The organism is Zhongshania aquatica (assembly GCF_027257955.1).
GTDB lineage: Bacteria > Pseudomonadota > Gammaproteobacteria > Pseudomonadales > Spongiibacteraceae > Spongiibacter > Spongiibacter aquatica.
Map to the genome: position 1 here is coordinate 14,209 of NZ_JANZNQ010000009.1, position 13,562 is coordinate 27,770.

12 protein-coding genes and 1 tRNA gene are annotated in these 13,562 nt (G+C 50.0%); 6 read left to right on the forward strand and 7 right to left on the reverse strand.

Annotation, left to right across the window (positions count from 1 at the left end; all coding sequences use genetic code 11):
* Window positions 1-133: 133 nt before the first annotated feature.
* Window positions 134-210, reverse strand: a tRNA-Ile gene (locus tag O9X78_RS10650).
* Window positions 211-508: 298 nt separating this feature from the next.
* Between O9X78_RS10650 and O9X78_RS10655 the strand changes: the two genes are divergently transcribed.
* From O9X78_RS10655 to O9X78_RS10665, 3 genes are read left to right on the forward strand one after another with little or no spacing between them, the layout of a single operon-like run.
* On the forward strand, window positions 509-2,383 hold the full coding sequence (locus O9X78_RS10655) for a response regulator (protein WP_269619666.1): 1,875 nt from the start codon (window positions 509-511) through the stop codon (window positions 2,381-2,383).
* 15 nt (window positions 2,384-2,398) lie between these two features.
* On the forward strand, window positions 2,399-2,770 hold the full coding sequence (locus O9X78_RS10660; protein WP_269619667.1) for a response regulator: 372 nt from the start codon (window positions 2,399-2,401) through the stop codon (window positions 2,768-2,770).
* A complete protein-coding gene (locus O9X78_RS10665; protein WP_269619668.1) occupies window positions 2,767-4,968 on the forward strand; it encodes an ATP-binding protein in 2,202 nt (733 codons plus the stop codon). The genes O9X78_RS10660 and O9X78_RS10665 overlap by 4 nt, the downstream gene beginning before the upstream one ends.
* Before the next feature lie 15 nt (window positions 4,969-4,983).
* On the opposite strand, the gene O9X78_RS10670 is transcribed toward O9X78_RS10665, so the two are convergent.
* The 5 genes from O9X78_RS10670 to rpsU form a co-directional block, all read right to left on the reverse strand.
* A complete protein-coding gene (locus O9X78_RS10670) occupies window positions 4,984-5,526 on the reverse strand; it encodes a hypothetical protein (protein ID WP_269619669.1) in 543 nt (180 codons plus the stop codon).
* A 77-nt stretch (window positions 5,527-5,603) separates the two neighbouring features.
* Window positions 5,604-7,391, reverse strand: coding sequence for an RNA polymerase sigma factor RpoD (gene rpoD, locus O9X78_RS10675; RefSeq protein WP_269619670.1), 1,788 nt, complete (start codon window positions 7,389-7,391; stop codon window positions 5,604-5,606).
* A 182-nt stretch (window positions 7,392-7,573) separates the two neighbouring features.
* Window positions 7,574-9,436 carry a DNA primase gene (dnaG, locus tag O9X78_RS10680; protein ID WP_269619671.1) on the reverse strand — a complete coding sequence of 621 codons (1,863 nt, stop codon included), beginning with the start codon at window positions 9,434-9,436 and terminating at the stop codon, window positions 7,574-7,576.
* 79 nt (window positions 9,437-9,515) lie between these two features.
* Window positions 9,516-9,968 (reverse strand): GatB/YqeY domain-containing protein, encoded by a 453-nt coding sequence (locus O9X78_RS10685; RefSeq protein WP_269619672.1) that lies wholly within the window; start codon window positions 9,966-9,968, stop codon window positions 9,516-9,518.
* A gap of 79 nt (window positions 9,969-10,047) precedes the next feature.
* Window positions 10,048-10,263 (reverse strand): 30S ribosomal protein S21, encoded by a 216-nt coding sequence (gene rpsU, locus O9X78_RS10690; RefSeq protein WP_103682796.1) that lies wholly within the window; start codon window positions 10,261-10,263, stop codon window positions 10,048-10,050.
* Window positions 10,264-10,449: 186 nt separating this feature from the next.
* On the opposite strand from rpsU, the gene tsaD reads away from it, so the two are divergent.
* The 3 genes from tsaD to folK are packed head-to-tail and all read left to right on the forward strand — an operon-like array spanning window position 10,450 to window position 12,371.
* The gene (tsaD, locus tag O9X78_RS10695) at window positions 10,450-11,475 is read left to right on the forward strand and encodes a tRNA (adenosine(37)-N6)-threonylcarbamoyltransferase complex transferase subunit TsaD (protein WP_269619673.1); all 1,026 of its coding nucleotides are present in this window, start codon (window positions 10,450-10,452) and stop codon (window positions 11,473-11,475) included.
* Between the two features lie 30 nt (window positions 11,476-11,505).
* Window positions 11,506-11,859: a dihydroneopterin aldolase gene (gene folB / locus O9X78_RS10700; protein WP_269619674.1), complete on the forward strand. Its 354-nt coding sequence runs from the start codon at window positions 11,506-11,508 to the stop codon at window positions 11,857-11,859.
* Between the two features lie 2 nt (window positions 11,860-11,861).
* Window positions 11,862-12,371, forward strand: coding sequence for a 2-amino-4-hydroxy-6-hydroxymethyldihydropteridine diphosphokinase (folK, locus tag O9X78_RS10705; protein ID WP_269619675.1), 510 nt, complete (start codon window positions 11,862-11,864; stop codon window positions 12,369-12,371).
* Here folK and O9X78_RS10710 read toward each other — a convergent pair.
* Window positions 12,368-13,465 carry a tRNA nucleotidyltransferase/poly(A) polymerase-related protein gene (locus O9X78_RS10710; protein WP_269619676.1) on the reverse strand — a complete coding sequence of 366 codons (1,098 nt, stop codon included), beginning with the start codon at window positions 13,463-13,465 and terminating at the stop codon, window positions 12,368-12,370. The genes folK and O9X78_RS10710 overlap by 4 nt on opposite strands.
* Window positions 13,466-13,562 lie beyond the last annotated feature (97 nt).

Consider the following 13,562-nt stretch of genomic DNA (forward strand, 5'->3'; position numbering starts at 1 on the left):
GATGGTAAGAGGTTTATTTTGGGCTGATAGAGCGTGAATTTTATGTACGTAGGCGTTTCTGGAAGAGGCTAGAGCTTAAACTGGCGAGGTATTCTGAGGGGATATTTAGCGGTGTTCATGTTGCTGTTAAAAATGGTGGGCCCACCAGGACTTGAACCTGGGACCTGCCGATTATGAGTCGGATGCTCTAACCAACTGAGCTATGGGCCCTTATTTTAACGACGTTCGCTTGTTCTAATTAAGCTATAACCGAACTCGCGGTGTTGTTTTAATTATTGCCCCTAGTGGCCTGATATTCTCAGTTTCCGTAAAGCTGAGAGGCTTAACTTGGGCTTGGCTTAGCAGAATTTCTGGCTGTTACCGTAAAACGTGCGCGCATTATAGTGTGCAGTGACGGGGTTGGCCAGTGCTTGGGGCTATTTGCTTAGCAGATATCGCGGCGGGATATGCTATTTTGTAGTTGAAGTGCAATAATCTTACATGTGGATTTTTCAGATGGAGACGGTTCTTGAGTAATCGCGATCGTATATTTAAAGCGTATTTGGATGATCAGCGTCAGTCATTACAGGCGCCGCTAGCGTCTGTGCTTGCATTTACCGAGGCATTACTGGAGTTGGCCACAGTTTCTCAGACTGGTGGTTTAAAGGCCGATGTTAACAAGATAGCCACAGCCGCTGCGACAATGGCCGAGATGTTGGCCACTATTTCAGGTTTATCTAAGGACTCACAAACCGAACTCTCGCGCTTACGACACGACTTAAGGAACGCCATTGGTCTTATCGATGGCTATAGCGATATGTTGCTAGAGGATTGTGATGACGAAGAGGCTTGTGAATACATCCGTCAGATTCTGCACCAATCTCGCCTATTCCAGGGGCGGTTGGAGCAGTTTACCTTGGGTGATGATGATAAGTCGGCGTCAGATCCCATCGCGGCCATTTTCAAAAGCTTTAAGCGCGGTATTATCCGAGATGATCGTGAGCATATGGCCGCCAGTATCCTCGTGGTCGATGATAATGACAGCACGCGTGACCTATTAGCCCATCAGTTGCAGCGTCAGAATTTCATGGTTATAGAGGCTGCAAGCGGCGAGCGTTGTTTAGAGATTATGCGCAGCGCCGAACCAGATTTAGTCTTGCTCGACTTAGTTATGCCGGATATGAATGGCTATGAAGTTCTGCAGGTTATTCGTAACGACGAGGCCCTACGCCGGATACCTGTTGTGGTAGTCAGTGGTATGCAGGATGAAGAGGGCGCGGTGCGCTGTATTGATGCGGGCGCTAGCGACTATCTGCTCAAGCCCGTTAACGGCACTTTGCTAAGAGCTAGAATCGGCGCCTCGCTAGAGGCCAAGCGCTGGCGTGATCGGGAGCGTGAGTATCTAGCTGAACTGGAAAAAAGTCAGCGTTTTATCCGCAAGATATTTGGTCGCTACCTCTCTGACGAGATTGTTCAACGCCTTCTTGATGATAACGATGGTTTGCAATTAGGTGGCGAACTGCGTCAGGTGACGATTTTAATGGCGGATATTCGCGGCTTCTCCGCCTTGAGTCAGCAGCTTGGTCCCGAGCAGTGCGTGAAGTTGTTGAATAATTATTTTGGCGCGATGACGGAAGTGATTCAGCGCTTTAGAGGTACCGTCGATGAGTTTGTCGGTGACGGTATTTTGGTGATTTTTGGTGCGCCGCTGAGTGATCAAGACGACTGTGATCGAGCCCTAGCCTGTGCAGTGGCAATGCAGTTAGCAATTCAGGACGTGAATAAGCTAAACCGCGCGGACAATCTGCCGGAAATAACGATGGGTATTGGTTTGAATACCGGCGATGTGGTGGCGGGAAATGTGGGCTCTGAGTTGCGCTCTAAGTACGGCGTGGTTGGCCATAACGTGAATCTGACTGGTCGTATTGAATCGTGTACGGTGGGCGGACAGATCCTTGCGTCACCGGCTACCGTGGCTGCCGCTTCGGTGCAGGTTTTGTCTGGCGATAAGGTCACCGTCTCGCTCAAGGGTATGGGTGATGCGGTTGCCTTGACTGAAATTTTGGGCGTGGGCATGCCCTATGATTTAGTGCTCTCACCTCCTTTAGATGATTGGCAATTAAGTAAAAATAAAATGTGCCTGCAGCTTACGCTGATGGCGGGTAAACAAACTGCATCAAAGCAATATGCAGTTGATGTTGAGGCGCGCTCAGGCGACAGATTGCGTATTAGGAGTGCTGAGCCTTTACCCATGCTGGTTGATGTGAGTATTGATGGCTTTGTTGTTGCCTGTTATGCAAAAGTGACTGCCCAGAGTGCAGGTACTGAGTTCGAATATGTTTTGACGCTGACATCGACAAGTTCAGATTTACAAAGCGCGCTGCAAAGTGCATTTGATGAATAAGGTAAAGGTGCTGTAATGCCGACGATATTACTTGTCGAAGATAATGAAATGAACCGCGATATGCTAAGCCGGCGGCTAATACGCAAAGGCTATGAGGTACTGCTAGCGGTTGATGGCCAGCAAGGCATTGATATGTGCGAGCAGGCTAAACCGGATTTGATGCTATTAGATATGAGTTTACCGGTTAAAGATGGCTGGCAGGTTGCCAGAGAAATGAAGGCAAGTGCGGTTTTGCAAACGATACCGATTATTGCTTTGACTGCCCACGCCATGGCGGACGATAGGCAGCGCGCCTTGCTGGCCGGTTGTGATGATTACGATACCAAGCCCGTCGATTTGCCGAGATTACTAGGGAAAATAGAACACCTTCTCGGTGCTGCTCAATGAGTTTTACCCGCCGTTTGACCTTCTCGTTCGTTGCCATTCTGGTACTGTCTTTAAGCAGTGTATTAATTCAGGTTTGGGGTAACGATACTCGACGGAGGAATGTCTGGTTGCTTCAACATGTAATTCGCACCCAGTCAGAGTTGAACGATTTTAGCCAGCGCATGTACAGCACCCACAGAAAAATACTCGTGGTCGATGCCTTGGCGGAGTCAGGTACTCAAAATGGCATTACCGTTGCTGAGCGAAAAGAGTTGCTTAGTGGTATTGATGCGTTGGTTGCGTTAGAGGAGGAGTTAAACGACGACTTACAAGAATATTTAGAACAAGGGCGTTATGAACCATTGGATGCGGCTCTTTTGCTCCAGCACTGGCGGCAGTTTTTAGAGTCTGATTTTGAGCCGCACGGTGAAGATCTGCAGCGTGAGTACGAGGCCTTGAGTTCGCGTATTAGCGCCAACGAATGGTATTTATTAACGCGCTCAGATGAAATAAACGTGGGCTTACGTGAAGTGGTTAGCATGACCAACAAGGTAGCGTTGGCGGTATTTTTATTGGCGCTGATTACGACCTTCGTACTCGGGTACTACATGACGCGCTATACGCGACGCGCGATACGCCAACTTCAGAAAGGTACCTCTGAATGGGGCGAGGGTAACTTCGATTACAGTATTGGCGATATGGGGCGCGATGAGTTTGGCCAGCTGGCCAATTCTTTCAACGACATGGCATCTAGTCTCAGGCAGGCGATGGGAAGTGCGCGCGAGGCAAGCCGTCGCGCGGATGCCGCTAACCAAGCGAAAAGTGGCTTTTTGGCGAATATGAGCCATGAACTGCGTACGCCTATGAACGCCATCATCGGCTATTCCGAAATGCTGCTAGAAGAAATTGATGAAGAAGAGCAGTTATCGGTTAGCGATTTACAGCCAGACCTAGAAAAAATTCAATTAGCTGGCAAGCATCTGCTGACCTTGATTAATGACGTGCTGGATATTTCCAAAATTGAATCTGGGCGCATGGCGGTGTTCTGGGAGGACGTTGCCTTAGAGGCGGTGCTGCGCGACGTGGAAATTACCGTCGCGCCGTTGATGGAAAAAAATCGCAACATCCTGCATTGCGATTTTGACTTACGCAATGAGCGTATTCGCACCGACGTTACACGCCTGCGACAGATTTTGTTAAATCTGCTGAGTAATGCCGCTAAGTTTACGCGCTCCGGCGATGTGTTTCTTAGTGTCTCTGAGCTTACCGAGGATGGCCACGATTATTTGCTTGCAGAGGTGCGCGACACTGGCATTGGCATGAGTGAAGAGCAACTGGGTCGCGTATTTGATGCCTTTGTGCAGGCCGATCTGTCGACCACTAAACAGTATGGTGGTTCTGGTTTAGGGTTAACCATTTCCCGTAAATTTGCTGAACTACTGGGTGGTACGATTACGGCGAGCAGCGAACTGGGACGGGGCTCGCGGTTTGTGTTGCGGCTACCGGTGGGTGTTGGTGCAAGTGATTCTATAGGAGGGCTTGAGAAGACTGCCAGTGGCGATATATTAGTTATTGATGATGATCTTGCCGCGCTTGATTTAAGTCACCGGGCATTGAGTCGCGAGGGTTACCATGTTCGCACTGCTTCATCTGGGGCCGAGGGCTTGGTCATGGCGCGGCAACATCGACCTGATTTGGTGGTGCTGGATGTGATGATGCCGGGGCTAGATGGCTGGCAGGTACTACATAGTTTACGCGGCGACCCTGTTTTAGGAAGTGTGCCTGTACTGATGTTGTCGATGTTAAATGAGCATGATCTGGGTTTATTGCTTGGCGCCAGCGGCTATCTGGTTAAACCGGTTGAAAGCGCGGAGCTAACGGCGGTCGTGCGTGATCTTTTACCCGCGACGGCGGTGGGTAATATGTTGTTGATTGAAGAGGGCGATGCTCTGGCACAAGTCATAGAGCTATTGCCGGGCGCTGAGCATTGGAAAATATATCACACTGGTGATTTGGCTCGTGTGGCGGAATTGCTCACTGAGCTACCTTGGCAATTAATTGTGTTGGGGCCACACAATGATAGCGGTCAAATAGGTCGCTTGGTGGCCCATTTACGCACAGAGCATTGGCGCACAGTGCCGATGTTAATGGCGCAGACCGACGCGGAAATACAAAGTCTGCGCGGTCAATTAGGGGCGTATTTAAATCGAGGTGAGTAGGGTACTTCCCGCGTGCTATTGCAGGGTTAATTGGCGCAGTTTTTCTAGCGCTCTTTGTAGGGTAAAAGTTTCGTTCATTAGTTGCTGCTGTTTTGCCTGCGCGATTTCTCGCAAGTGAATTTCTTCGTTTATCTTCAGCCTTTGCTCCAAGCAAAGTTTCAGGCTAAACAGTAGCGTGTTTAAGCTGGGTTCGTTCTGAGGCCAGCGCATCATTTGCTGATACAAGCGATCTAATGTCGACGTAGCTAGGCTTAAATTAAATGCTGGGCTATTGGGGTGTAAGTAAACGAGTGTGAGACCGGCTAGGGCTTGCTGAAGCGTGATTTGGTCGGTACTAGTGTTGAGTATGCTCTGAAAATCAGCTTCGGCTATTGCAAATTGCATTGCGCTGAGTTGCCGCTGCGCTTCTGAGAGTTTGCTGATTTTGGTGGCTGTATTTAACGGAGGAGGGCTTACGGCGTCTGAATCTTGAGGAGTGGCTTGGCAGCCTAGCATCAGATTTGTAAGTGCAAAATAAATACCGGCGGTGCATAGCAGGCGAGTGGCGTTAGCTAGCATCGAAATAGGTCCGTTTTTAATCTGTGGGAGCCGAGCTTGCCACGGATGTGCACAAGCTCGGTTTATGTCGTGTTGCTTTATTCGTCTAGGAAGCTGCGCAGATGATCTGAGCGTGTTGGGTGACGCAGTTTGCGCAACGCCTTTGCTTCAATCTGACGAATACGTTCGCGGGTTACATCGAACTGCTTACCAACCTCTTCAAGGGTGTGGTCGGTATTCATGTCGATACCAAAGCGCATCCGCAATACTTTCGCTTCACGTGCGGTCAGGCCAGCCAAGACGTCTTTCGTCGCTTCACGTAAACCTTCACCAGTGGCAGATTCAATGGGCGACGAAATAGTGCTGTCTTCGATAAAGTCACCCAAATGCGAATCTTCGTCGTCGCCAATAGGCGTTTCCATCGAGATTGGCTCTTTGGCGATTTTCAGTACTTTGCGAACTTTGTCTTCCGGCATTTCCATGCGCTCACCAAGTTCTTCTGGTGTAGGCTCGCGCCCCATTTCCTGAAGCATTTGACGAGAAATACGATTCAGTTTGTTGATCGTTTCAATCATGTGTACTGGAATACGAATAGTGCGCGCCTGGTCAGCAATAGAGCGGGTAATAGCCTGACGTATCCACCATGTCGCATAAGTAGAGAATTTGTAACCACGACGGTATTCAAACTTATCTACCGCTTTCATCAGGCCGATATTACCTTCCTGAATTAAGTCGAGGAATTGCAAACCACGGTTGGTGTATTTTTTCGCGATTGAGATAACCAAACGAAGGTTAGCTTCAACCATTTCTTTCTTAGCGCGACGTGCGCGTGCTTCGCCGATAGAAACGCGACGGTTGATTTCTTTAATATCAGAAATCGTCAGGTCTTGGCGCTCTTCAATGTAAGCAATTTTGTTCTGGATGCGACGGATAATGTCGCTGTAATCCGCGAGCTTGGTGTGTTTTTTCAGTAGCTCATCAGCCCACTTCAGATTGGCTTCATTGCCTTGGAAGCTGCGAATAAACTCTTTGCGATCTATGCCAACATTTTTAACGCAGATTGTCATAATCTCGCGTTCCATCGAGCGAATAGAGCTCAATGTGGTGCGAACTTCTTCAATAAGCGGATCAAACATACTTGGAGTAAGTTTGAAGAATTTGAACAGCTCGCCTAGGGCATTTAATTCTTTTGCTGTTTGCTTGCTGTAACGACCATGCTCAGCAATAGACTTTTCCACTTTGTCAGATTGCTTTTGCAGTGCAGCAAAACGAATTTTTGCTTCTTCTGGATCTGGGCCAGACACCGCATCTTCGTCGTCATCACTGGCTTCTGCAGCGGCAGCGGCTTGCGCCTGCGGTGAGGGAACGTTGTCGGCAGGATCTAAATAGCCGCTCATAATGTCGCCAAGACGGCGTTCTTCAGCAACGACTTTGTTGTATTCACTCAGTACGCCGGTGACAACACCGGGATAGAAGGCGAGCGCGGCCATCACTTCACGGATACCTTCTTCGATCCGTTTCGCAATAACGATTTCGCCCTCGCGGGTTAATAGCTCAACCGTGCCCATTTCACGCATATACATACGCACTGGGTCGGTGGTACGACCAGTTTCGGTTTCAACGGCGGCGAGTGCAGCGGCAGCTTCAGCGGCGGCGATATCGTCTGGCGAATCACTGCCAGCCATGATCAGGGTGTCTTCGTCAGGTGCGTGTTCAAACACCTGAATACCCATGTCATTGATCATTTGGATGATTTCTTCGACCTGATCCGGATCGGAAATATCCTCCGGCAAATGGTCGTTGACCTCAGAGTACGTCAGATAACCCTGCTCCTTGCCTTTGGCAATGAGTTGTTTGAGGCGCGATTGATGCTTTGAGTCACTCATTCTTTCAAATTACTCGTTGGGTGCAGGTTAAAAAATAGCCGCAAATTATACCCTATTCACCCCCTGTACGACCAGTAAAATCCGGACTTGTTCAGGGAGTAAGCGTGTAATGTGCGATTGGCTGGCTTATCTGTGTTCTCTAGTAATGTGTTGCTAACATCTAGTTCTGATAGATATTGGCGCTACAGGCGATGTTTTTGCTTTAAAAGCTGCTGAATCGTCAGTAATTGCTGTTTATCAGCTTCACTAAGTTCAGCGTAGTTGGCGCTTTCTGGTTTGTCGACCTCGTTGCTTACTCTTAATTTATCGACATGACTACGCAGTGTTGCGGTGGATTTCTGAGCGTCGAGGTGTGCTAGTGTGTCAAAAAAGGCAGTTTCCGCTTTTTCGTCGTTCAATTCTGTGCCGAGTAGCTCAATAGTTTTCAATGCCTCGGTCATTACCTCGTATTCTGGTTGACCGTACCAGTGGCCTAGGAGCATGGCGGTGCTGGAGTTTGGGCGCTTTCGCAATAATGCGATGGTGCTATTTAGCAGGCTGGCGGCGGCTGAGTCATCTTCGTTGGCGATACTTGTTGGGCTGGTTGCCGCGCCTTTTGGATTAAACAATAACATCGCGAGGGCGAATAAAAGTGGATCTCTGCGTCCACCGGGCAGCTTTGCGGTAAGTTTCTGAGTGCTGCGGCGCTGTTCTGGTACTTTGGGGGCTGGAGTATCTTCTGGTTCTACGACGGGTTGCTGCTGACTTAGCAGTGTGTCGACCGATTGGCGGCTTAGTCCCGTGCGCTCGGCAAGTGAATCCAGCATGAGTTGGCGGAATACGCCATCTGGCAGGAGCTGCAAGCGAGGTAGTGCGAGTTTGCTCAGGCGCGCTTTGCCTTCCAGTGTGTCCGGGTCGGTTTGATCGTAAAGTGATTCAAAAAAGTAGCGCTCTAGTGGTGCGGCACCGGCAAGTAGTTTTTGGAACCCGGCAGGGCCGTCGCGGTTTACCACGCTATCTGGGTCATCGCCTTCGGGCAGAAATAAAAATCGAATCCGGCGGCCATCTTCCATAACGGGAAGGGCATTTTCTAGAGCGCGCTCCGCGGCTTTGCGTCCGGCGTCGTCGCCGTCAAAGCAAAAAATCAGTTCGCTGGCGTAGCGGAATGCGGTGCGCAGATGTTCAGTATTGCTCGCGGTGCCGAGGGTGGCGATGCCGGTCATAATGCCGTGTTGGGCGAGGGCGACAACGTCCATATACCCTTCGACGACGAGTAGTTGTTCTAGGTGGCGATTATTTTGCCGAGCTTGGTACAGGCCGTATAGTTCTTTGCCTTTGTGGAATATGTCGGTTTCGGGTGAATTGAGGTATTTGGGTTTGTCGTCGCCCAAGACCCTACCGCCGAAGGCGATTACCCTTCCGCGATTATCGCGAATGGGGAACATGATGCGGTCGCGAAAGCGGTCATAGAGTTTACCGTCTTCTTTTTCGATCAGCATGCCCGCGTCGATCAGTTGCTGTTTGTGCTCTTCGGTGTCGCCGAAGGTTTTTAATAAATTGTCCCAGCCAGGTGGGGCAAAGCCAATATTAAAATCTCTGGCAATGCGGCCGCTTAGGCCGCGCCGTTTTAGGTAGTCCACGGCGCGCTGGGATTGGGCATCGCTGCGCAGCTGCTTTTGGTAGTAAGCGGAAACCTGTTCCATCAGATCGTAAATGGTTTTGCGGCGTTCTTGCTTTACCTGCTGCTGCGGACTGAGGTCTTCGCGGGGAACTTCTAAGCCTGCTATGTGGGCAAGATTGTCTACGGCGCCAGGAAAATCTTGGCGTTCGTAGTCCATAAGAAAGCCGATGGCATTGCCCCCGGCGCCGCAGCCAAAGCAGTAGTAAAATTGTTTGTCTGGATTAACGCTAAATGAAGGCGTTTTTTCGTCGTGGAATGGGCAGCGGGCGCTATAATTCTTACCCGTCTTTTTTAGGGAGACACGGCGATTAATGACGTCGACAATATCAACCCTAGAGAGCAGGTCGTCGATAAAGTATTGGGGGATACGTCCTTTTGCGGCCACGTTAGCGTTTCCGGAGCAGAAGTTGAGTGAGCGTATCAGTTGGTGTCGGTGCTAGCAATTGCCCAGAGTGTAGATTTGGCTATGCCAGTAGTGCTTTGATCTTTTGACTAACGGCGCCCATATCTGCTCGGCCCTGTACTTTTGGCTTAAGTATAGCGACCACTTTGCCCATATCTTTTACCGCTTCCGCGCCGCTAGTGGCAATGGCTTCTTTAATGAGGCCTTCCAATTCGTCGTCGCTTAAGGGGGTGGGCATATAAGACTGGATAACGCCCATTTCAAAGCGTTCCTGCTCGGCCAGTTCTTCACGGCCAGCATTCTCATACTGGCTGATCGAGTCGCGGCGTTGCTTACACATTTTGTCGAGTACAACTAAAACTCGCGCATCATCAATATCAATGCGCTCGTCGACTTCAATGCGTTTTATCTCGGCGAGTATCAGTCGCACGGCATTCAATGTCGCTTTTTCTTTGGCTCGCATCGCGGTTTTCATCGCGTCTGTGAGCGTTTGTTTTAGCGTTTGATCTGCCATGGGCTCGCCAAGGTTCCTTTATAAAGGAGGGTGGAGCTAAAGCGCTATTGCGCTACTAAAAACTCGTAAAACAGAGTGCTTAGTAGAGGCGTTGCTGCTTTTTGTTGTCGCGTGATACTTTTTTAGCATGACGTTTAACAGCTGCTGCTGCTTGACGCTTACGAACAGAAGTTGGTTTTTCGTAGAATTCACGACGACGAACTTCTGCCAATACGCCTGCTTTCTCGCAAGAACGCTTAAAGCGGCGTAGGGCGATATCAAATGGTTCGTTTTCTTTGAGTTTGACTGAAGGCATTCGTTAAACCTGTCCTAATCAATGTGCAAAAATTTGCTGTCTGCACCGCAAAATTAAAAGCGGCACTCCAAGGGCGCTGAATTCTATACTCTGTTGTGGCAAAAAGCAAAGCCATTAAGGTGATAACTGGTGCGAATCCGATTGAGCCAGTATCATGCGCCCTCAAATGATGTGGGATGTCTAAACGTGCGTGTTTTAGGACTGGAAACCTCCTGTGATGAAACAGGTGTGGCCATATACGATTCTGAGCGGGGTTTGCTTGCCGAGGCTTTATATAGCCAGGTAGCGCTGCACGCTGAATTTGGTGGTGTGGTGCCCGAGCTGGCGTCGCGTGACCATGTGCGGAAATTGCTTCCGCTAGTGCGTGAGGTCTTGGATAAAGCCAGCATGCGGGGCAGCGAATTAGACGGTGTCGCATTTACCAACGGCCCAGGTCTTGCCGGCGCCTTGATGGTAGGTGCTTGTGCTGGCCGCGCTATGGCCTACGGTTGGGGTATTCCCGCGGTTGCGGTGCATCATATGGAAGGGCATTTACTGGCGCCCATGCTAGAAGAAAACGCGCCGTCGTTTCCGTTTATTGCCTTGTTGGTGTCTGGTGGTCATACCCAACTAGTTCGCGTTGACGGTATTGGTCAGTACCGCATATTAGGTGAATCGCTAGATGATGCTGCGGGTGAGGCCTTTGATAAAGCGGCCAAAATGCTCGATTTAGGCTATCCCGGTGGCCCACAGGTCGCCAAGGCGGCAGAGCGCGGAAACATTGGTCGATATACATTTCCTCGGCCCATGGTGAATCGTCCAGGCCTGGATTTTAGTTTCAGCGGTTTGAAAACGTTCACCTTGAATACGGTTGCTGCCAGTCGCGAGGTTGGAGCGTATGACTCGCAGGATCAGGCTGATATTGCCGCCGCGTTTCAAGAGGCTGTTGTAGATACGCTGGTGATAAAATGCACCCGCGCCTTGGTCCAAGAAAATCTGAGTACTTTAGTGATGGCGGGTGGCGTGAGCGCCAATACCGTATTGCGGGCGCGTTTGGCGCAGAAATTAACTAAGACCGGCGGCAAAGTATTTTATCCGCGACCTGAATTTTGTACGGACAATGGCGCCATGATCGCCTATGCGGGCCATTGTCGGTTAGTGGCGGGACAAAGCGAAGACCTTGGTGTTTTAATTCGGCCCCGCTGGCCGATGACTGAATTGACCCCAATCTGATTTTATTCATTGCCGGACAAGACGCTATTTATGGATATAGTTTATATACGTGGCTTAAAGGTGGATACGGTGATTGGTATCTATGATTTTGAGCGTGCGCATCGTCAAACCTTGGTGCTGGATCTGGAGTTGGGCACGGATATTCGACCCGCAGCTGCAGCTGATGATGTTAGCCTGACTTTAAACTACAAGGCGATCACCGAGACCGTAGAGCGCTTTGTTAAAGAAAGTGAGTTTCAGTTGGTCGAAACACTTGCGCAGTGCTGTGCAGAAATGATTATGACGGAATTTCCAGTACCGTGGTTGCGGCTGAGTTTAAGTAAGCCTGGCGCCATGAAGCAGGCTAATGATGTAGGCATAATTATAGAGCGTGGTCAGCGCTAATTATGGCAGAAGTCTTTCTCAGCCTTGGTAGCAATACCGCGCGCTATCGCCATATGACCATTGCGCTAGATACGTTGGCGCAGCAGTTTGGTGATTTGCTGCTGTCCCGTGTTTACGAAAGTGAATCAGTGGGTTTTCGCGGTAGCTTATTTTTGAATATGGCTGTGGGTTTGACGACCGATCTCCCGTTGCCAGCGTTGGCACTGCAATTACGCCAGATAGAGTTGAATAACGGGCGCCAAGTTGGCGCGCCGAAATTTAGTCCGCGCACCCTCGATATTGATATTTTAAGTTACGATGAAGTGTGTGGTTGTCACGATGGTATTGAACTTCCCCGTGACGAAATTCTCTATAACGCCTTTGTTTTATTACCGCTGAGCGAGATCGCGCCTGATCGCTGTCATCCTGTTGATGGTCGTAAATACCAAGAGCTGTGGCAGGCTTATCAGTCGGATCAAAAATTATGGCCGGTGCCTTTTAGATGGCAGGGCCGCGATATCTCAGCGGATTAGCATTTATCATCGCCAATAATCTCAGCTAATGCTTTTAGACGCTCCGCACGAAGGGCCTTGCCTAATGCGGGGCCGCTAAAGCCCTGCGCAATTAACTCGGCAGCTTGAATACTTTGCAGGCGTGTGGCGGCAGCTTGCAATTGCACTAGGCGAGTTTCTGTCGGCAATAGCAGTTTTGCCGCTGTTATAAATGTCTCGAGTAGTTGCGGTCGTCGCGCGTAATCGAAGTTTTCTAGCAGGCTTAACCAATCCTCTTCCTTTTCAAGCTTCGGTAGCGGAATATTTGCCGCGCAGCGTTCTGCCAGCCACGTGGCGCTATTACTGGCGCGTAGGTCGCCGCACAAGGTTTTGCATTGATCAGCGGATAACTGGCTGCAGCTAATGGCGAAGCGATTGTCGGTGTCTAAATTCAAGTCTGCTGCCCTTGTCAGCGAGTCGAGTACGTTCTTATTTAGTGCCGCTGGCCAGACCGGTAAAAGGGCATGTAATGCTCGGCAATCCAATAAGACATTAAAAAACGCGGCGGGGGATTTTTCATTTAGTGCCTTAACCAATTCCACCCATACGCGCTCTGCGGCGATGGTGGACAATTCGCCGTTGTCACTCATTTCACGCATCAGGACTTGGGTATCGTCGGCCACAGTAAAGCCGAGATGGGCATAGCGGGCGGCAAAGCGTGCGACTCTGAGAATACGCAGCGGATCTTCGCTGAACGCCGGAGATACGTGGCGCAATACGCGGTTTTTTAAGTCGCTCTGGCCACCGTAGGGATCGATGATGTTGCCGTTGCAATCCTCTGCCATCGCATTGATGGTAAGGTCGCGGCGGCTCAGATCTTCTTCGAGTGTTATGTCAGGGCTGAAATCACAGATAAAACCGTGATAGCCCGCGCCGGATTTTCTTTCGGTGCGGGCAAGGGCATATTCGTCTTTGGTTTTAGGGTGCAGGAAAACCGGAAAATCTTTACCAACCTGTTGGAAGCCTTGGTCGAGCAATTCCTCCGGTCGCGCGCCGACGACTACCCAATCCCGTTCGTGAAACGGATAGCCTAATAATTTATCGCGCACTGCGCCGCCGACGAGATAGATTTTCATAGTTGCTTGAAATGACTGCTTTAAAGTTCGTGGGCAGTATAGCATTTCGCCCTGTTTTGGTTTGCGAAGGTTTGCTTTAGTGAGGTGGACGGAGCAG

Excerpts from the sequence above, each read along its gene's own strand:
- folB (WP_269619674.1), top strand. The coding sequence starts at position 11,506 with ATGGATATAGTTTATATACGTGGCTTAAAGGTGGATACGGTGATTGGT.
- O9X78_RS10685 (WP_269619672.1), bottom strand. The coding sequence starts at position 9,968 with ATGGCAGATCAAACGCTAAAACAAACGCTCACAGACGCGATGAAAACC.
- O9X78_RS10665 (WP_269619668.1), top strand. The coding sequence starts at position 2,767 with ATGAGTTTTACCCGCCGTTTGACCTTCTCGTTCGTTGCCATTCTGGTA.
- folK (WP_269619675.1), top strand. The coding sequence starts at position 11,862 with ATGGCAGAAGTCTTTCTCAGCCTTGGTAGCAATACCGCGCGCTATCGC.
- O9X78_RS10670 (WP_269619669.1), bottom strand. The coding sequence starts at position 5,526 with ATGCTAGCTAACGCCACTCGCCTGCTATGCACCGCCGGTATTTATTTT.
- O9X78_RS10660 (WP_269619667.1), top strand. The coding sequence starts at position 2,399 with ATGCCGACGATATTACTTGTCGAAGATAATGAAATGAACCGCGATATG.
- rpoD (WP_269619670.1), bottom strand. The coding sequence starts at position 7,391 with ATGAGTGACTCAAAGCATCAATCGCGCCTCAAACAACTCATTGCCAAA.
- rpsU (WP_103682796.1), bottom strand. The coding sequence starts at position 10,263 with ATGCCTTCAGTCAAACTCAAAGAAAACGAACCATTTGATATCGCCCTA.
- O9X78_RS10710 (WP_269619676.1), bottom strand. The coding sequence starts at position 13,465 with ATGAAAATCTATCTCGTCGGCGGCGCAGTGCGCGATAAATTATTAGGC.